This is a genomic window from Rhodanobacter sp. UC4452_H20, assembly GCF_052978205.1.
Genome location: NZ_CM129662.1, coordinates 1,909,391 through 1,927,990, shown reverse-complemented (window position 1 = coordinate 1,927,990; position 18,600 = coordinate 1,909,391). Strand labels below are relative to the sequence as shown.

Sequence of the window (18,600 nt, the reverse complement as noted above, 5' to 3'; positions counted from 1 at the left end):
TGCGAAAGAACGAGTCAACAGGAGTAATTCGGACGTGTTCACCTATTACCTCGATCTCGCCCTGCGCAGCCTCAAGCGCAACAAGGTGCTCACCGCGCTGATGGTCATCGCCATCGCGGTGGGCATTGGCGCCAGCATGACCACGTTGACGGTGATGCATCTGCTCTCCGGCGACCCGGTGCCCACGCGCAGCGGCACGCTGTTCTATCCGCAGGTGGACGGCAACCCGACGCCCGGCGATTTCAAGCAGCCGCTGGACGTGATGGATTACCAGTCGGCAGTGGACCTGTGGGGCGCGCATCGGGCCGATGCCCAGACGCTGGTGGTGGACAGCCCGGTGCGGCTGAGCGCGCCGGGGGTCAACCTGCCGACCTTGATGCCGAGCATGCTGTCCACCACCAGCGACTTCTTTCCGATGTTCGACGTGCCGTTCCGCTACGGCAGCGGCTGGAGCGCGGATGACGATGCCCGGCACGCGCGGGTGGCGGTGATCTCCGACGATCTCAACCACAAGCTGTTCGGCGGCCGCGACAGTGTCGGCCAGGTGCTGCGCCTGCGCGACACGGACGTGCGCATCGTCGGCGTGCTGCGTCCATGGCGCCCGTCGCCGGTGTTCTACACCGTGGCCGGCGGCCGCTTTGCCAATGGCGACACCGCGGACTTCTACGGCAAGACGCAGGACGTGTTCACGCCGTTCTTCACCGGTCTCGAACTCAACGACGGCAACTTCCAGCAGTTCACCTGCTGGCACATGCCCGAGCGGCCGGGCCATCTGCAGAACTCGCCGTGTGCGTGGGTGCGCCTGTGGGTGCAGCTTGGCGACGCCGGCAAGGTCGCCGCGTACAAGCAGTTCCTGGATGGCTACGCGGCGCAGCAGGCCGCGCTGGGACGCATCGTGCGGCCGCAGAACACGCGCCTGCGCAGCCTGATGCAATGGCTGGACTACAACGGCGTGGTGCCCGGCGACGTGCGGCTGCAGACCTGGCTGGCGTTTGCGTTTCTCGCCATCTGCCTGTTCAACATGATCGGCCTGCTGCTGGCGAAGTTCCTGCGCCGCAGCGGCGAGATCGGCGTGCGTCGCGCGCTCGGCGCCAGCCGCGGCGCGGTGTTCGCGCAATGCCTGGTGGAGGCCGGGCTGGTCGGCCTGATCGGCGGCATCGGTGGCTTGGGCCTGACCCTGCTCGGCCTGTGGCTGGTTCGCCGGCAGCCGGTGGCGTACGCCGATCTTGCGCACCTGGACGTGTCGATGTTCGTCGCCACCTTCGTCACCGCGATCGCCGCCAGCCTGCTGGCCGGGGTCCTGCCGGCGCTCCGCGCCAGCCGGGTGGCGCCGGGACTTCAGCTAAAGACTTTGTAGTGCGCTGTTCCTGCGCAGGAGCCCGGCCATCCCTGGCCGGACATCTCAGACAGGCACCGTTTTCACCAGGCATCAGGTAACGAGACATGCAGATTCGACCCATCCTCGCCGCGTTGCGCCGCCATCGCATGGCCACCGTGCTGATCGCGCTGGAAATCGCGCTGGCCTGCGCGGTGCTGTGCAACGCCTGTTTCCTGATCGCCGGCCGGATCGACGCGATCCAGGTCGACAGCGGCGTCGACGAGGCCTCGCTGGCGACGGTGCAACTGGCCGGCTACGAGAACGCGCACGCGGTCGACCTCAACGCCCGGGTGCTGGCCGGGCTGGGCAGCATTGCGGGCGTGCAGTCGGTGAGCCTGCTCAACTCCATCCCGTTCGGCGCGCGCCGCGGCACCGCGGGCGTCACCACGGACATGGCCGGCAAGCACTTCGGCGGCGTGGTCGAGTTCTACGTCGGTGGCCCGGGCAGCCTTTCGGCATTGGGCACGCGGCTGGTTGCCGGGCGCAATCCGCAGCCCGACGATTTCCGTCCGTTCACCGCCTTGATGCCGGACGACGCCTCGGTGCAGGTGACGCGGGCACTGGCCGAGCACCTGTGGCCGGGCGCCGATCCGCTGGGCAAGGAGTTCTGGCTGGACAAGTCGCACTTTCGCGTGGTCGGCGTGATCGACCACCTGGTGCGACCCGACCCGGGCGGCTGGCCCGGCGACAGCCGCGACTGGTCGGTGTTCGTGCCGGCGCAGTCGAGCGTCTATCTCTCCGGCAGCTACCTGCTGCGCGCCGCGCCGACGGACCTGCCGCGGGTGTTGCGCGATGCCCGCGCCGCGATCGCGAAGATCGCCCCGGATGCCGTGCTCGACCAGGACGGCACGCAGACCCTCGGCGACCTGCGCACCCGCAGTTTCCAGAAGGACCGCGCGATGATCGGCATGCTGGTGGGCGTGATCGTGGCGCTGCTGCTGGTCACCGCCCTGGGCATCGTCGGCCTGGCCAGTTTCTGGGTGGCGCAGCGGCGCCGGCAGATCGGCATCCGCCGCGCCATCGGCGCCACCCGCCGCGACATCCTGCACTACTTCCAGACCGAGAACTTCCTGATCGTCAGCTTCGGCATCGTGCTGGGCATGGTGCTGGCCTATGCACTCAATCTGTTGCTGATGACGCACTACGAACTGCCGCGCCTGCCGCTGGCCTACCTGCCGATCGGCGCCGTCGCACTGTGGCTGCTCGGCCAGCTCGCCGTGCTCGGCCCCGCGTTGCGCGCCGCGGCCGTGCCGCCGGTGGTGGCGACGAGGGGATAGCGGTGCCGGGAATGGAGGGTCGGCAATGGGAAACGGGAAAGACCAGAGCGTGAAGCGTCACGGCCTTGCGATTCCCCAATTCCCCCTTCCAGGCTCCGTGCATTCCGGCACGGGCTGACCGCCCCTCGACGCGATCACAATCCACCGTATCGATTCACCACGACCCAAAGGACGCTGCCGATGAAAACCCTGCCGTTGTTGATCTGTCTGGCCCTCGCGGGCTCGGTGACCCTGGCCGCTCCGCTGCAGGCGGCGCCCGCGGCGCAGTCCGTCGCCAAGGGCGACGTGGCCAGTCGCGTGCAGGCGCTCAACGCGCTGCTGGCGGAGCAATGGGAGTACACGCTGAAGAACAGCCCCGAGTTCGCCACCATCCTGGGCGACTTGCGCTACAACGATCATTGGAGCGATGTCTCGCTGGCGCACATGCGCGCGGACCATCAGGCGACGGCCGATTTCCTCAAGCGCTTCGAGGCGATCGACACCAGCGGTTTCCCCGACAGCGACAAGCTCAACCAGCAGTTGATGGTGCGCCAGCTGAAGGATTCGCTGCGTTCCTACGACCTCAAGCTCTACGAGATGCCGCTGGACCAGATGAGCGGCGTGCACATCGCGCTGGCCGGCTTCGTCAGCTCGATCCCGTTCAACAGCACCAGGGAATACGACGACTACCTGGCGCGCCTGAAGGCAGTGCCGAAGCTGTTCGACCAGGTCACCGCGGTGGCGCGGCAGGGCATGGCCGACAAGATGATGCCGCCGAAGTACCTGCTGGAAAAAGTGGTCAAGCAGATCGCCAGCATCGAGCAGCCGGCCGGCATGGACAGCGTGTTCGCCGAGCCGCTGAAGCATTTTCCCAAGTCGGTCTCGGCGGCCGACCAGAAGCGCCTGCATGACTCCATCGTCGCCGCGATCGACCACGACGTGCGCCCGGCCTACGCAAAGCTGGGCAAGTTCGTGGCCGACGACTACGCCCCGCACGGGCGCAGCCAGCCCGGCGTGTGGGATCTGCCCAACGGCGAGGCGATCTACCGCTTCCAGGTCGAGCAGATGACCACTACCAGGGAAACCCCGCAGCAGATCCACGAGATCGGCCTGGCCGAGGTCAAGCGCATCGAGGGCGAAATGACGAAGATCGCCCACGCGCAGGGCTTCAAGGACCTGGCCAGTTTCCGCGCCTCGCTGAAGACCAACCCGAAGACGCACGCCACCTCGCGCGAGGACATCCTCAATCGCTATCGCGGCTACATCGCCGGCATGGAGCCGGAGCTGCCCAAACTGTTCGGGCGCCTGCCCAAGACCGAGGTGGTGGTCAAGCCGGTGGAGAAGTTCCGCGAGAAGGAGGCCGCGGCGGCCGAATACCATCAGGGCACGCCGGACGGCTCGCGGCCCGGGCAGATCTTCGTCAACACCGGCGATTTCGCCAACCGCAGCGTGCTGACCATCGAATCCACCGCCTACCACGAGGGCATCCCGGGCCATCACCTGCAGATCTCGATCGCGCAGAGCCTGCCCAAGCTGCCGCCGTTCCGCCAGCAGGCCGGCTACACCGCCTATGTCGAGGGCTGGGCGCTGTACGCCGAGCAGCTGGGCAAGGAGGTGGGCTTCTACAAGGACCCGCTGTCCGACTACGGCCGCCTGTCCGATGAGCTGCTGCGCGCCGATCGCCTGGTGCTCGACACCGGTGTGCACTACAAGCACTGGACGCGCCAGCAGATGGTCGATTTCTTCCACGCCCATTCCAGCGAGGACGAGCCGGACGTGCAGGCCGAGACCGACCGCTACATCACCTGGCCCGGGCAGGCGCTGGCGTACAAGACCGGCGAGCTGAAGATCCTGGCGTTGCGCGCGCGAGCCAAGCAGGCGTTGGGCGACCAGTTCGACATCCGCGCCTTCCACGACGAGATCCTCGGCGGCGGCGCGCTGCCGCTGGACGTGCTGGAGGACCGCGTCAACGACTGGATCGCCGCGGTGAAGGCCGGCAAGGCGCCGGCGCATCCGGCGGCGATCTAGCCGGTTGGCCCCTTGTAGGGCGGGCACCGCCCGCCATCGTCCCGCTGTGGAATAGCCGGCGGGCGGTGCCCGCCCTACACGCTAGCCGGGCCGGTCGATGACGCCATCGGGGCTTGCATAGCCCGATGGTCATGGCAACCTTGCGGACACGAGCGGCATCCATGTCCGCATGTGCAGAAAACGAATGACCCGAACCGTACTCATCATCGACGACAATCCCGCCGTGGGCGAGGCGCTCTCGCTGGCGCTGTCGCTGCACGAGATCCTCCCGCTGACCGCGCTGACCCCGGAAGACGGCCTGGCCATGCTGGAGCGCGACACCGTCGACGTGGTGATCCAGGACATGAACTTCACCGCCGACACCACCTCGGGCGAGGAGGGCGTGGAGCTGTTCCGCGCCATCCGCGAGCGCCATCCCGACCTGCCGGTGATCCTGCTCACCGCCTGGACGCACCTGGAAACCGCGGTGGAGCTGGTCAAGGCCGGCGCGGCCGATTACCTGGCCAAGCCCTGGGACGACCACAAGCTGCTGGCCACGGTGGAGAACCTGCTGGAGTTGTCCGAATCCAGCCGCGAGCTGACCCGCAGCCGGCGCGAGCGGCGCCAGCGGCGCGAGCACCTGCGCAGCAAGTACGACCTCGACGGGCTGGTATTCGCTTCCGAGGCAATGGGGCGCACGCTCAACCTGGCCTGCCAGGTCGCCCGCTCCGACGTGCCGGTGCTGATCACCGGCCCCAACGGCACCGGCAAGGAGCGCATCGCGGCGATCGTGCACGCGAACTCCGCGGTGAAGCGCGGGCCGTTCGTGGCGGTCAATTGCGGCGCACTGCCGGGCGAGCTGATCGAAGCCGAGCTGTTCGGTGCCGAGGCCGGCGCCTATACCGGCGCCAACAAGGCGCGCGAGGGCCGCTTCGAGCTGGCCGACGGCGGGACCCTGTTCCTCGACGAGATCGGCAACCTGCCGCTGCCCGGCCAGATGAAGCTGCTGCGCGTGCTGGAAACCGGCCAGTTCGAGCGGCTCGGTTCGGGCAAGACGCGCCACGCCAAGGTGCGCGTGCTCAGCGCCACCAACGCCGACCTCAAGGCGATGATCCAGGCCGGTACCTTTCGCGAGGACCTGTACTACCGGCTCAACGTGATCGAAGTGAACCTGCCGCCGCTCACCGAGCGCACCGACGACATCCTGCCGCTGGCGGAATTCTTCCTCGACGGCCGCGCGGAACTGGGCGACGCCGCGCGCGAGGCGATGCAGAGCTATCCGTGGCCGGGCAACGTGCGCGAGCTGAAGAACGCGATCGAGCGCGCCGCCCTGCTGGCGGGCGGCAACCCGATCACGCCGGAGCTGCTCAACCTGCCGCAACATGCGGCAGCGAGCAACCGCAACCTGGACGAACCCAGCCGCGACGCCGTGGAGGACGCCTTGCAGCATGCCGGCGGCGTGGTCAGTCGCGCCGCGCAGCAGCTTGGCCTGTCGCGCCAGGCGCTGTATCGGCGGATGGAGCGCTACGGGCTGGCCACCTCGGGCTGACCGGAGCGGGCTTGCCGCCGCGCGTGCGGCGGACAAAGATGCGCGATCGAGAAGGCGGAGGTGTGCGATGAAGTTTCGAGGTCTGTTGATCCCTTGCGCGATGTTGCTGGCCGGCGCCGTGGCCGCGCAGTCGGCCGCGCCGCAGAGCGACTCCCGCGACGATCGCTGGGATGCCGCACCGCCGGCGGCCGGCTCGACGAATTACCGCAGCGTACCGGTGCTGCCCGGCAACGACGCCCATGGCGTGTTCCAGTTCAGGCAGGCGAAGCATCAGGGCCCCGCCTATGAGCCGCCGCCGCAGGCCAACGACAAGGCCGCCGTGATGGGCAAGTCGCGGCCGTGGCAGAACGGCCGGCCGCCACTCGATTGCGCGATGCATCCGAGGGCGCCGGGATGCCGCTGATGCGGTGGACGCGCGGGCCGGGGTCGGTGCCTGCCGCCGTGCGCAGCGGCCGGAGCGGCGCCCCATGTGGCAACTGCTGAACTCGCTGCGCGCGCGGCTGAGTCTGCTGCTGGTCGCCGCCGGCGTGGTCGGCGCACTGATCCTCGTCGGCGTCACCCGCTGGCCACTGCCGCAACTGCTCGCGTGGTTGCATGGCGGCGCGGCCGGCGCCGGCGAGGCGGCATCGGCCGCGGTCACCGCGACGCCGCCGCAGGATGTCTACATCGCACTGGCCGTGGGGCTGGTGTTGCTGATGCTGGCCGCGATCTGGCTGGCCGGGCGCGCGCTGGACCCGGTGAGCCGCCTGCTGCGGGCGCTGGAAGGCGCGGTGGCCAGTTATCGCGACGGTGATTTCAGCTTCTCCATCGCAGCCAACCGCCGCGACGAACTGGGCAAGCTGATCCGCATGCACAACGAGCTGGGCCACACCTTGCGTGAGCAGCGCCAGCACCTGGCGCAACGCGAGCTGCTGCTGGACACGGTGGTGCAGAACACGCCGGTGGCGCTGGTGCTCACCGATGCCGCGGGCCGCGTGGCCTACGCCAACATCGCCTCAAGGCACCTGTTCAATGAGGGGCGCAGCCTGGCCGGGCTGGATTTCGCCGAACTGCTGGCAGAGGCGCCGCAGGTGCTGCGCCAGGCGGTGGAGAGCGGCGAGGATGCGCTGCTCACGGTGGACATGGACGGCAGCGACGAAACCTTCCACCTGTCGCAGCGTGCGTTCCGCCTGCAGGGGCGGCCGCATCGCCTGCATTCGTTCCGGCGCATGACGCGCGAGCTCTCGCGGCAGGAGGTGGCGACCTGGAAGCGGGTGATCCGGGTGATCAGCCACGAGCTCAACAACTCGCTGGCGCCGATCTCCTCGCTGGCGCACTCTGGCGCGGAGCTGGCGCGGCGCGGCGACGTCGATCGCCTGCCCAGCGTGTTCGCCACCATCGGCGAACGTGCCCGCCACCTGCACGGCTTCATCGCCGGCTATGCCAGCTTCGCCAAGCTGCCGACACCGCGACCGGTCGCGGTGGAGTGGGCGGCCTTTCTGGAAGGCCTGTCGCTGCACTGCCGCTATCGTCTGGCCTCGGCCGTTCCGGAGCGGCCGGGCTGGTTCGACGCCGCGCAGGTCGAGCAGGTGTTGATCAACCTCATCAAGAACGCGCACGAAGCCGGCGGCCCGGACGACGAGGTCACGCTGTCGATCCACGATGTCGGCGCCGAGATGCGCGTGGAGGTGGCCGACCGTGGCCCGGGCATGAGCGAAACGGTGCTGGCGCAGGCGCTGCTGCCGTTCTATTCGACCAAGCGCTCCGGCACCGGCCTGGGCCTGGCGCTGGCGCGCGAGATCGCCGAGGCGCACGGCGGGCGCGTGTTGCTGGCCAACCGCGAGGGCGGCGGCCTGCGCGTGACCTTGCTGTTGCCGACCGCCAAGGCGCCGCCGCGCGGCTGATCAAGGGCGCGCGGGCTTGTCTCCAGGTCCGGCCAGCCCGGAGAAGTCCGCGCTGGAGGTCTGGTCGAGTTTCCTGCGCTGCGATTGCAGCGGTTCGCCGGTGACCTGGAACCACACGTTCTCGGCGATGTTGGTGGCATGGTCGCCGATGCGCTCGATGTTCTTGGCCATGAACAGCAGGTGCGTGCATGGGGTGATGTTGCGCGGGTCTTCCATCATGTAGGTCAGCAGCTGGCGGAAGTAGCCGGTATAGGCCTCGTCCAGCACGGTGTCGTTCTTCCACACCGCGTGCGCGCGCTCGGCATCGCGCTCCTGGTAGGCCGCGAGCACCTCGCGCACGCCGGTGGCCGCCAGCCGCGCCAGGTGTTCCAGGCCCCTGGCCGGCTGCACCGGGGCCACCATCGACAGGGGGATCGAGCGTTTGGCCACGTTGGCGGCGTAATCGCCGATGCGCTCGATGTCGGCCGCCGTGCGCAGCGCCGCGAACACGTTGCGCAGGTCGCCGGCCATCGGCGCGCGCAATGCCAGCAGACGCACCACGTCGTGGCTGATGTCGTGCTCCATCTGGTCGATCGTGTCGTCGTTGTCGACCACGCGCTGGGCGGCGCGCTCGTCGCGCCGCTCGACCACGTCGATCGCCGCCTCCAGCTGTTTCACCGACAACTCGCCCATGCGCACGATCTCGGCGGTGAGCCGGCTCAGTTCGGTGTCGTAGCTCTTGATGATGTGGTCTGTGCCAGTGCTCATGATGTGCCTCTGCTTGTTCCTTCTGCCTTTGGGAGAAGGTGCCCCGAAGGGGCGGATGAGGGTGCGGGGCGGAGCGAAGCATCGCGCTTCGCCCGGACCCTCACCCCAACCCCTCTCCCATGGGGAGAGGGGCTTTCAGTCGATCAGCCGAATCGCCCGGTGATGTAATCCTCGGTCTGCTTCTTGTCCGGCTTGGTGAAGATTTTCTCGGTCTTGTCGAACTCGATCAGCTCGCCCAGGTACATGAAGGCGGTGAGGTCGGAGACGCGGGCTGCCTGCTGCATGTTGTGGGTGACGATGACGATGGTGAACTGGCTTTTCAGTTCCTCCACCAATTGCTCGATGCGGCCGGTGGCGATCGGGTCGAGCGCCGAGGTGGGTTCGTCCAGCAACAGCACTTCGGGTTTCAGCGCGATCGCGCGGGCGATGCACAGGCGCTGCTGCTGGCCGCCGGAGAGGCCGAGCGCGTTGTGCTTGAGCTTGTCCTTCACCTCGTCCCACAGCGCCGAGCTTCGCAGTGCCTGCTCGACGCGGCCTTCCATGTCGGACCTGGACAGCTTCTCGTGGTGGCGGATGCCGTAGGCGACGTTCTCGAAGATCGTCATCGGGAACGGCACCGGCTTCTGGAACACCATGCCGATCTTGCTGCGCAGGCGGTTCATCGAATAGCGCGGGTCGAGGATGTTCTCGCCGTCGAGCAGGATCGAGCCGGTGGCCCGCAGCTTCGGATAGATGGCGTAGATGCGGTTGAAGATGCGCAGCAAGGTGGACTTGCCGCAACCGGACGGCCCGATGATCGCAGTGACCTGCTTCTCGGGGATATCCATGTCGATGCCTTTCAGCGCATGGAAATCGCCGTAGTGGAAGTGCAGGTCGCGCACGGTGAACTTGGGCGACGCCACCGGCAACGGCCGGGCGGCGAGGGCGGGATCAGTCATGGGACACCTTGGTGCGGGAAAGGATCAGGCGCGAGGCCAGGCTCAGCAGCAGCACGAACATGGTGATCACGAACGCGCCGGCCCACGCCAGCGCGTGCATCGATTCGCCCGGGTCGTTGGCGTACTGGTAGATGATCTGCGGCAGGCTGGACATCTTCTCCATCGGGTTGATGGCCATGTAGTTGTTGCCGAACGCGGTGAACAGCAGCGGCGCGGTCTCGCCGCTGATCCGCGCCAGCGCCAGCAGCACGCCGGTGATGATGCCCGAGCGCGCCGCGCGGATCAGGATCTGCACGGTCAGCTTCCACTGCGGCACGCCCAGCGACAGCGCGGCTTCGCGCAAGGTGGAGGGCACCAGCCGCAACATCTCGTCGGTGGTGCGCACGATCACCGGCAACGCGATCAGCGCCAGCGCCACGCCGCCGGCGAAGCCGGAGAAGGTGGTGTTGCCGTGGGTCAGCGCCGTGCTGGGCAGCACGATGATGGTGTAGACGAACAGGCCCATCACGATCGACGGCGCCGACAGCAGGATGTCGTTGAGGAAGCGGATCGACTCCCCCAGCTTCGTGCGGTTGGCGTACTCGGCCAGCCAGGTGCCGGCCAGCACGCCGATCGGCGTGGCGATGCCGATGCCGATGAAGTTGATCACCAGGCTGCCGACCATCGAGTTCAGCAGGCCGCCGTCCTCGCCGTAGGCGGTGATTTTCGTGAACAGCTTCAGGTCCAGCGCGCTGATGCCCTGGCGCAGCGTTTCCCAGAGAATCCAGGCGAGGAAGGCCAGCCCCACCAGCGTGGCCAGCATGCTCATGGTCATGGCCAGCGCATTGGTGATCCGCCGGCGCAGGTAGAGCGCGTTCATCAACGACCCTCCTTGCTCGCCAGGCGGCGCAGCATCAGGCGGGCGATCAGCAGCACGATGAAGGTGACCACGAACAACAGGAAGGCCAGCGCCATCAGTGCGGACTTCTGCAGGCCGGCGGCTTCGCTGAACTGGTTGGCGATGGTCGAGGCAATCGAGGTGCCGGGGTCGAGCAGCGAGGCCGACAGCTGCATCGCGTTGCCCAGCACGAAGGTCACCGCCATCGTCTCGCCCAGCGCGCGGCCGAGGCCGAGGAAGATGCCGCCGATCACCGCCGAGCGGGTGTACGGCAGCACGATGTCCCACGATACCTCCCAGGTGCTGGAACCCAGCGCATAGGCCGATTCCTTCAGCCGCGTCGGCACGGTCTGGAACACCTCGCGCATCACCGAGGAGATGAACGGGATGATCATGATCGCCAGCACGATGCCGGCGACCAGGATGCTGGCGCCGAACGGATAGCTGCTGCCGAACAGCTTGCCCACGAAGGGCACGTGCTCGGCCACCCACGACAGCTGGCCGTCGTCGGGCTGGTTGCCGAGGTTGTTGGTCAGCCACGGCTTGACGTGTTCGGCGAAGAACGGGGCGAAGATGAAAAGCCCCCACATGCCGTAGATGATCGAGGGGATGCCGGCCAGCAGTTCGATGGCCGAGGCCACCGGCGTGCGCAGCCAGGCCGGCGCCACTTCGGAGAGATAGACCGCGATGCCGAAACTCACCGGCACGGCGATCAGCAAGGCGATGAAGGAGGTGGCCAGGGTGCCGTACACCGGCACCAGGGCACCGTAGACCTCGTTGCCCGGGTCCCATTCGGAGCTGACCAGGAAGTGCCAGCCGAAGGTGGCGAACGCGTCGCGCCCGCCCCACAGGGTGGCCGCGGCGGCGCCGAGCAGGGATGCCAGCACCAGCAGCGCGCAGGCCTTCAACAGCCAGCGGAACAGCCGCTCGTGACGGGCGTCACGGCGGCTGCGCTGTTCCAGGATGTCGGTGGTGATGGCTGTCGTCATGCGGGACTCGGTGACCGGCTTGTGATTGAACAAACCCCGTTCGCCCCGAGCGTAGCGCAGCGGAGCCGAAGGGCAGTCTCCTTCGGCTCCGACCCTGCGCCACGCGCTCGGGGCGAACGGGGCGGGCGGCGGCTTCGATCAAGCCATCAATGCTTGAACTCGGACGTCCAGTACGCCTCGATCTGGCTGACAAGCGACGCCGGCAGCGGCACGTAGTCGAGTTCGCTGGCGGCTTGCTGGCCATGCTCCAGCGCGTACTTGAAGAAGTCGAAGGCGACCTTGCTGTTGCCCGCGTTCTTCGGCGACTTGTACATGATGATCCAGGTGGTGGCGGTGATCGGCCACGCCTTGGCGCCCGGCGCGTTGGTCATGATCAGGTTGAAGTCCTTGGCGCTGGCCCAGTCGGCGGTAGCTGCGGCGGCCGCGAAGCTCTCCGCTTCCGGCGCAATCACGTTGCCGGCGGCGTTCTTCATGTTCACCCAGCTGATCTTGTTCTTCACCGCGTAGGCGTATTCGACGTAGCCGATCGAGCCCTTGATCTGGCGCACGTACTGCGACACGCCCTCGTTGCCCTTGCCGCCCACGCCGGTCGGCCATTCCACGGCGGTGCCGAACTTGACCTTGCCGGCCCACTCCGGGCTGACCTTGGACAGGTAGTTGGTGAAGTTGAACGAGGTGCCCGAACCGTCCGAGCGATGCACCACGGTGATCTTGCCGGCCGGCAGGGCCAGGCCCGCGTTCAGCGCGGCGATCTTCGGATCGTTCCAGTTCCTGATCTTGCCCAGGAAGATGTCGGCCAGGGTGGCGCCGTCCAGCTTGATCTGGCCGGTCTGCACGCCGGCGATGTTGACCACCGGCACGATGCCGCCGACCACGATCGGGAACTGGCCCAGGCCGTACTTCTTCAGGTCCTCGGCCTTCATCGGCGCGTCGGAGGCGCCGAAGTCGATGGTGCCTTCCTTGATCTGCGCGATGCCGGCGCCGGAACCGATCGACTGGTAGTTGAGGCGGTTGCCGGTCTTCTCGGCATACGCGGCCGACCACTTGGACATGACCGGGTAGACGAAGCTGGAACCGGCGCCGGTGATGTCGGTGGCGTGGGCGGCCACGCCGAAGGTCGAGGTCACGGCGAACGTGGCGACGGCGGCGAGCCGGACTGGCAGTTTGCGGAGGGTCAACATGGAAGCTCCTTTCGAGTAGGGTCGGATGCGACCCCGCCATTTCAGGCTTTTCGTGTTGCCATTGAATGAAATGAATGTTGCAGCAAGATGACAGCCCCTGCGACAGTGCCGGCGGGCCGCGCGCGGGAGTGTCTCGAATCTGTCATGTCAGTGGCATCCAGCCGTAAAAGTCCGTCTGCAAACTTTTAACCAATCGCCGGCCAGGCCCCTCCGGTTCGGGCGGCGACCCAGCGATTTCCCACCCACTTGCGGAGAAAGACATGCGTTCCAAACTGATTGCGGTGGCGATTGCCGCCGGCCTCGGGGTTGCCAGCTTCACGGCCGCGGCCGCGCCGCAGAACCGGACGTCGGCGACCACCAGCGCCGAGGTCGAGTCGCTGAAGGCCCAGCTCGCCGCACTGCAGGCCAAGGTGAACGAACTGGAACAGCGCACCGATGCGCAGTCCGACATCAACGTCAGCACCGGCCAGGCGGTGGAGAAGGCGACGGCGGTGACCACCGCCAGCGACAAGAAACTCGAGTCGCTGGAGAAGCTGGTCAACAACACCAAGTTGTCCGGCCGCATGTACTTCGACTTCACCAACATCGACCAGAAGGACAGCGACAGCGGCAAGACCGACAAGTCCGGCATCGGCATGGACGTCAAGCGCTTCTACCTCGGCGTCGACCACAAGTTCAACGACATCTGGTCGATGAACCTGACCACCGATTTCAACTATTCCAGCAGCGACGGCCAGACCAGCCTGTTCGTCAAGAAGGCCTACGTGCAGGGCAAGTTCGACGACGCGGCGGTGCTGCGCATCGGTTCGACCGACATGCCGTGGATTCCGTTCGCCGAGCAGTACTACGGTTTCCGCTACGTCGAGAACACCATCACCGACCGCCTGAAGTACGGCAACTCGGCGGACTGGGGCCTGCACCTGGGTGGCGAGCTGGGCGCCGGCAAGTCGTTCAACTACGCGGTGTCGGTGGTCAACGGCAACGGCTACAAGAATCCGGGCCGCAGCAAGGGCGTGGATGTCGAGGGCCGCCTCGGCTTCGTGCCGTTCGAGAACATGGTGGTGGCGATCGGCGGCTACCGCGGCCATCGCGGCCAGGAGACCGAGAACGTCAACGCCGTGAACACGGCCGAGCGCGGCGACATCATGGTCGCCTATGCCAGCGACGCGTTCCGTCTCGGCGCCGAGTACTTCACGGCGAAGAACTGGAACAACGTGCTCACCACGGCCACCGACAAGGCCGACGGTTACTCGCTGTGGGGCAGCGTGGCGGTGGCCGACGACGTGAGCCTGTTCGCCCGCTACGACAACGCCAAGCTCAGCAAGACGCTGGATGGCGCCAACAAGAACGTCTACTACAACGCCGGCGTCGAGTACCAGGTGACCAAGGGCTTCAAGCTGGCCGGCGTGTGGAAGCACGAGAAGGCCGACAAGTCCGTCAGCACGCCGGTACCGCCGCACGTGCGCAACGTGAAGACCAACGAGATCGGCGTGTTCGGCGAAGTGCGCTTCTGAACCCCGTGCCGCCGCGGCAGTCCGCGGCGGCGCGGCGGGGCAAACGGTTATCGTGAGGGAGTTCCACCCAGGGATGGAGAGCGGCGGGCCAGGATGCCCGCCGTTTCTTTTTTTTGCGCGGATGATGGCGATGACGCTGCGCGCGCGTCCGCCGAGGCGTCAGGTCTTGTACCGGTCCAGCAGCCAGCCCTGCGCCGCATGCGCCGGTGCGTCGCCCGGCGTGGCGCGGCGATAGTGCCCATCGGCGTCCAGCAGCCAGGCCTGCACGTTGTCGTCCAGGTAGTTCTGCAGCGTCTCGCGGAAGACACGCGCCGCGATGCGCGGGTCGCGTATCGGGAAGCATGCCTCGACCCGGCGCAGCAGATTGCGCTCCATCCAGTCGGCCGAGGAGCCGTAGATCTCGGCGCAGCCGTCGTTGGCGAACCAGTACACGCGGCTGTGCTCGAGAAAGCGGCCCAGCACCGACCGCACGCGGATGCGCTCGGAGACCCCGGGCAGGCCCGGGCGCAGGATGCATGCGCCGCGCACGATCAAGTCGATCTCGACGCCGGCGCAGGAGGCGCGGTAGAGCGCGGCGACCATGGAAGGTTCGTTCAGCGCGTTCATGCGCGCGATGATCCGCGCCGGCTTGCCGGCGCATGCGTGCGTGATCTCGCGCTCGACCAGGGCGAGCAGGCCGCGGTGCAGGCTGAAGGGCGACTGCAGCACGTGCTCCAGCTCGACTGCCGGTCCGAGGCTGCACAGCTGCTGGAAGATCCGGCCCACGTCGGCGCAGATGCCCGGGTCGCGGGTCATCAGGCCGATGTCGGTGTAGAGCCGGCTGGTGGCCAGGTGGTAGTTGCCGGTGGACAGGTGCGCGTAGCGGCACAGCACGCCCCGTTCGCGGCGCACGATCAGCAGCATCTTGGCGTGGGTCTTGTAGCCGACGACGCCGTACACGACCTGCACGCCGGCCTCCTGCAGACGGTCGGCCAGGCGGATGTTCGCCTCCTCGTCGAAGCGGGCGCGCAACTCGATGACCGCCGTCACCTCCTTGCCGGAGCGGGCCGCATCGGCAAGGTAGCCGACCAGCGGCGAGTCCTCGCCGACCCGGTACAGCGTCTGCCGGATCGCCAGTACGTCGGCGTCCGTGCTGGCCTGGCGCAGCAGTTCGAGCACGGGCGTGAACGAATCGAACGGGTGATGCAGCAGCAGGTCGCCCTGGCTGATGGTATCGAACATGCCGGCGTCCGCCGTGAAGGCGCGAGGCACGGCCGGCACGAACGGCGGATATTTCAGATCCGGGCGATCGACCATGTCATAGACCGCCGACGCGCGATGCAGGTTGACCGGGCCGCTGCACAGGTACACGTCGGCATCGGTCAGGCCGAAGTTCACCAGCAGCATCTGCCGCACCTCGGGCGTGCAGCCCTCGCCGAGTTCCAGCCGCACCGCGTCGGCGTAAGCCCGCTCGCGCAGTTCCATGCTCAGCACGCGCGCCAGGTTCTCGGTGTCGCCTTCTTCCAGCTCCAGTTCGGAATCGCGCGTCACGCGGAACTGGCAGGCGCCGCGGATCGTCATGCCGGGGAACATCGCGTCGGCGAAGCGCTCCAGCAGCGTGGAGAGGAACACGAACTGGTGTGGCGCGCCGGCGACCTCCGGCGGCAGGCGGATCACGCGCGGCAGCGAGCGCGGCGCGCGCACGACCGCGACATGGCCCTCGCGACCGAAGGCGTCCTCGCCGTCCAGCACCACCGCGACATTGAGGCTCTTGTTGAGTATCCGCGGGAACGGGTGGGCCGAGTTCAAGCCCAGCGGCGAGAGCACCGGCAGGATCTCGCGCTCGAAGTGCGTGCGCGCCCAGCGCGTCTGTGCGGGCGACCAGGGCGTGCCGTCGATGAACACGATGCCCTCGCGCGCCAGCGCCGGGCGCAGCTCGTCATGCCACGTTTCGTACTGGGTGTGCATCAGCCGGGTGGCGTTGTCGCGCACCTGCGCGAGCACCTCGGCCAGGGGCATGCCGTCCGGGCCTGGGCGCGCGTCGCCGTAGGCGATCCAGTGCCTGAGGCTGGCCACGCGCACCTCGAAAAACTCGTCGAGGTTGCGCACCGAGATGCACAGGAAGTGCAGCCGTTCCAGCAGCGGTACCGTGGCGTCGCGCGCCTGGGCCAGCACGCGGGCATTGAATTGGAGCGCCGAAAGTTCGTGGTTGAGGCAGAGGTTCGCCGCGCGGAAACCGACGCTGGCCGGCTCCGGCTCGACGTGCTGCGGCGCGCTTGCGATGGTCATGGGCGGAGGGTCGGCGGGTGAGGGCGGTTCAACCCGCCAGGGTGCCGACGAGTGCGGCGTCGAGCCCGCGCGAGCCGAGGCCGAGCAGCGCGCCGAGTGCGGCACCGGCGAGCACGTCGCTGGGGTAGTGCAGGCCCAGCACCACTCGCGACATCGCCACCAGCACGGCGAACAGCGCCAGCGGAAGGGCCAGCACGGGAAACCAGCCGGCGGCGACGATGCCGAAGCTCACCGCGTGCAGCGTATGTCCCGACGGGAAGCTGAACTCGTCCAGCGGCGGTGCGCGCGCGATCACTTCGCGGTGCACGCGGAACGGCCGCGGGCGACGCGTGCGGCGCTTCAGCGTGCGGTAGAGCAACCACGCCACGATGCCGGTGCCGGCCATCTGCAGTGCGGCGTGCCGACCGCGGTCACTGCCGCCGATGGCCAACGCGGCGATCAGGCCGTACCAGAGCCAGCCATCGCCGAGGCGGCTGGCCGCGCCGAAGATCCGTTGCACCGCGCGACGCGCGCCCCAGCGGCTGGCCGCGCGACACAGCAGCGCGTCCAGCGACAGAGTTGCCGGTTCAGGCGACGGCGCGGAGACGGTCATCGGGATGGCCATGCAGCAGCGAGACCAGCAAAGTCTCGAATTCCGCGATCACCATGTCCGGCGGGCACCGCAGCGCGGCGCGCCGCGCATGGGCGCCGAGCCTGCGGCGGGTCGTCGGGTCGACGCCGAGCTGATAGGCCGAGGTGATGAAACTGCGCGCGTCCGAGGGCGGCACAATGCGCCCGGAGATGCCGTCGACGACGTGCTCCTGCGCCGCGGCATGGTCGAACGCGACCAGCGCCAGCCCCGAGGCCATCGCTTCCAGTACCACGTTGCCGAAGGTTTCCGACAGGCTCGGGAACAGGAACACGTCCGCGCTGGCGTAGTGCGCGGCCAGATCCGCGCCGTGCCTGGTGCCGACGAACAGGGCCTCGGGGCAGGCGCTGGCGAGCGCCGCGCGTTGCGGACCGTCGCCGACCATCACCAGGCGCGCGGCGGGCGTGCGTGCCTGCAACGCGCGGAAAGCCTGCACGGCGAGGCCCAGGTTTTTCTCCGCAGCGATCCGTCCGACGCACAGCAGCACCGGCGTCTCGTCATCCACGCCCCAGCTGCGGCGCAGCGCCGGATCGCGCCGCTCCGGCGAGAACAGCCGGACATCGACGCCGCGGCGCAGCTTGCGCACGTGGTCGACACCGGCATCCGTCAGCTCGGCGTGCAGCGCGTTGGTCGGCACCAGGGTCATCTGCGCGCGACGGTGGAAGCCGAGCAGGTGGTTGCGTACCAGCGGCGCCAGCAGGCCGACGCCATAGTGGGCGGCGTAGTCGTGGAAGCGCGTGTGGAACCCGCTCACCACCGGGACCTGCAGCGCGTTGGCCACGCGCAGCGCCGACGCGCCCAGCGGACCTTCCGTGGCGATGTACACCGCATCGGGCCGCTTCGCATGCCAGCGCCGGCGCAGCGCACTGCCGGCGGGCAGGCCGAACTGCATGCCCGGGTAGCGCGGCAGCGCCACGCCGCGTGCGCCCACCAGCTCGACCTTGCCGTCGCGGCCCCCATGACCGGGGCGTATCACGTCGACGCCGAGCCCGCGTGCCGCCAGGCCGGTGGCAAGCGAACGCACGGTGAGGGCGACACCATTGACCTGGGGCGGCCAGGTTTCCGTGACGAAGCTGACGCGCATCGCTGCTCTCCGATCGGAACTGGCAACGATCGTGGCGCGGCCCTGTTGCACGCGGGCGACGGCTGCATGACGCTTGTGCGCTGGTGTCCTGCGCGCCGGGAGGCAGCGCGCACGGCCGTCGTCGACGGCTTTCGGCAGTGCAACGCGCGGTGCGCTCCGTCGCCAGACGAGAAGACCGGACCCGCCTCGCGTGTCATCGGCCTGTCACGCGGCGTCGCGATAATGCCTGCGCCTGCCAGGCACTCCCCTCCATGGCAGGCATCTTCGAGATGCCGCTCTCCTCCTGAATCGGCTCCCGGCG

General features: G+C 68.1%; 15 protein-coding genes. 7 read left to right on the top strand and 8 right to left on the bottom strand.

The annotated features are described in order from the left end of the window. Positions 1-34: 34 nt before the first annotated feature. The 6 genes from ACVCMC_RS09170 to ACVCMC_RS09145 all read left to right on the top strand — a co-directional run bounded on the left by ACVCMC_RS09170 (position 35) and on the right by ACVCMC_RS09145 (position 8,073). On the top strand, positions 35-1,357 hold the full coding sequence (locus tag ACVCMC_RS09170; protein ID WP_447097026.1) for an ABC transporter permease: 1,323 nt from the start codon (positions 35-37) through the stop codon (positions 1,355-1,357). 86 nt (positions 1,358-1,443) lie between these two features. After that, positions 1,444-2,655 carry an ABC transporter permease gene (locus ACVCMC_RS09165; RefSeq protein ID WP_447097025.1) on the top strand — a complete coding sequence of 404 codons (1,212 nt, stop codon included), beginning with the start codon at positions 1,444-1,446 and terminating at the stop codon, positions 2,653-2,655. Between the two features lie 180 nt (positions 2,656-2,835). Next, complete coding sequence (locus ACVCMC_RS09160) at positions 2,836-4,662, top strand: DUF885 domain-containing protein (RefSeq protein WP_447097024.1); 1,827 nt, start codon at positions 2,836-2,838, stop codon at positions 4,660-4,662. A 184-nt stretch (positions 4,663-4,846) separates the two neighbouring features. Continuing rightward, on the top strand, positions 4,847-6,190 hold the full coding sequence (locus tag ACVCMC_RS09155; protein ID WP_395116947.1) for a sigma-54-dependent transcriptional regulator: 1,344 nt from the start codon (positions 4,847-4,849) through the stop codon (positions 6,188-6,190). Between the two features lie 67 nt (positions 6,191-6,257). Then, positions 6,258-6,593 carry a hypothetical protein gene (locus ACVCMC_RS09150; protein WP_395116949.1) on the top strand — a complete coding sequence of 112 codons (336 nt, stop codon included), beginning with the start codon at positions 6,258-6,260 and terminating at the stop codon, positions 6,591-6,593. Positions 6,594-6,657: 64 nt separating this feature from the next. Continuing rightward, the gene (locus ACVCMC_RS09145) at positions 6,658-8,073 is read left to right on the top strand and encodes a sensor histidine kinase (protein WP_447097023.1); all 1,416 of its coding nucleotides are present in this window, start codon (positions 6,658-6,660) and stop codon (positions 8,071-8,073) included. Here ACVCMC_RS09145 and phoU read toward each other — a convergent pair whose 3' ends face one another. The 5 genes from phoU to pstS form a co-directional block, all read right to left on the bottom strand. Beyond that, the gene (gene phoU, locus ACVCMC_RS09140; protein WP_447097022.1) at positions 8,074-8,820 is read right to left on the bottom strand and encodes a phosphate signaling complex protein PhoU; all 747 of its coding nucleotides are present in this window, start codon (positions 8,818-8,820) and stop codon (positions 8,074-8,076) included. A gap of 143 nt (positions 8,821-8,963) precedes the next feature. Then, a complete protein-coding gene (pstB, locus tag ACVCMC_RS09135; protein WP_395116955.1) occupies positions 8,964-9,758 on the bottom strand; it encodes a phosphate ABC transporter ATP-binding protein PstB in 795 nt (264 codons plus the stop codon). Then, positions 9,751-10,617 (bottom strand): phosphate ABC transporter permease PstA, encoded by an 867-nt coding sequence (gene pstA, locus ACVCMC_RS09130; protein WP_136256896.1) that lies wholly within the window; start codon positions 10,615-10,617, stop codon positions 9,751-9,753. The genes pstB and pstA overlap by 8 nt, the downstream gene beginning before the upstream one ends. Beyond that, complete coding sequence (gene pstC / locus ACVCMC_RS09125; RefSeq protein ID WP_395116957.1) at positions 10,617-11,624, bottom strand: phosphate ABC transporter permease subunit PstC; 1,008 nt, start codon at positions 11,622-11,624, stop codon at positions 10,617-10,619. Before pstC ends, pstA begins: the two co-directional genes overlap by 1 nt. Positions 11,625-11,770: 146 nt before the next feature. Beyond that, positions 11,771-12,805 (bottom strand): phosphate ABC transporter substrate-binding protein PstS, encoded by a 1,035-nt coding sequence (gene pstS, locus ACVCMC_RS09120; RefSeq protein ID WP_447097021.1) that lies wholly within the window; start codon positions 12,803-12,805, stop codon positions 11,771-11,773. Between the two features lie 260 nt (positions 12,806-13,065). Between pstS and ACVCMC_RS09115 the strand changes: the two genes are divergently transcribed. Then, the gene (locus ACVCMC_RS09115) at positions 13,066-14,319 is read left to right on the top strand and encodes a porin (RefSeq protein ID WP_395116961.1); all 1,254 of its coding nucleotides are present in this window, start codon (positions 13,066-13,068) and stop codon (positions 14,317-14,319) included. Positions 14,320-14,478: 159 nt separating this feature from the next. Here the strand turns inward: ACVCMC_RS09115 and ppk1 are convergent, their stop codons facing one another. Genes ppk1 through ACVCMC_RS09100 form a run of 3 tightly spaced genes read right to left on the bottom strand, consistent with a single transcriptional unit; the run spans position 14,479 to position 18,299 of the window. Then, positions 14,479-16,587, bottom strand: coding sequence for a polyphosphate kinase 1 (ppk1, locus tag ACVCMC_RS09110; RefSeq protein WP_447099436.1), 2,109 nt, complete (start codon positions 16,585-16,587; stop codon positions 14,479-14,481). Between the two features lie 28 nt (positions 16,588-16,615). Then, positions 16,616-17,179: a phosphatase PAP2 family protein gene (locus ACVCMC_RS09105; protein WP_447099435.1), complete on the bottom strand. Its 564-nt coding sequence runs from the start codon at positions 17,177-17,179 to the stop codon at positions 16,616-16,618. Then, positions 17,154-18,299 (bottom strand): glycosyltransferase family 4 protein, encoded by a 1,146-nt coding sequence (locus ACVCMC_RS09100; protein ID WP_447099434.1) that lies wholly within the window; start codon positions 18,297-18,299, stop codon positions 17,154-17,156. The genes ACVCMC_RS09105 and ACVCMC_RS09100 overlap by 26 nt, the downstream gene beginning before the upstream one ends. Between the last annotated feature and the right edge of the window lie 301 nt (positions 18,300-18,600).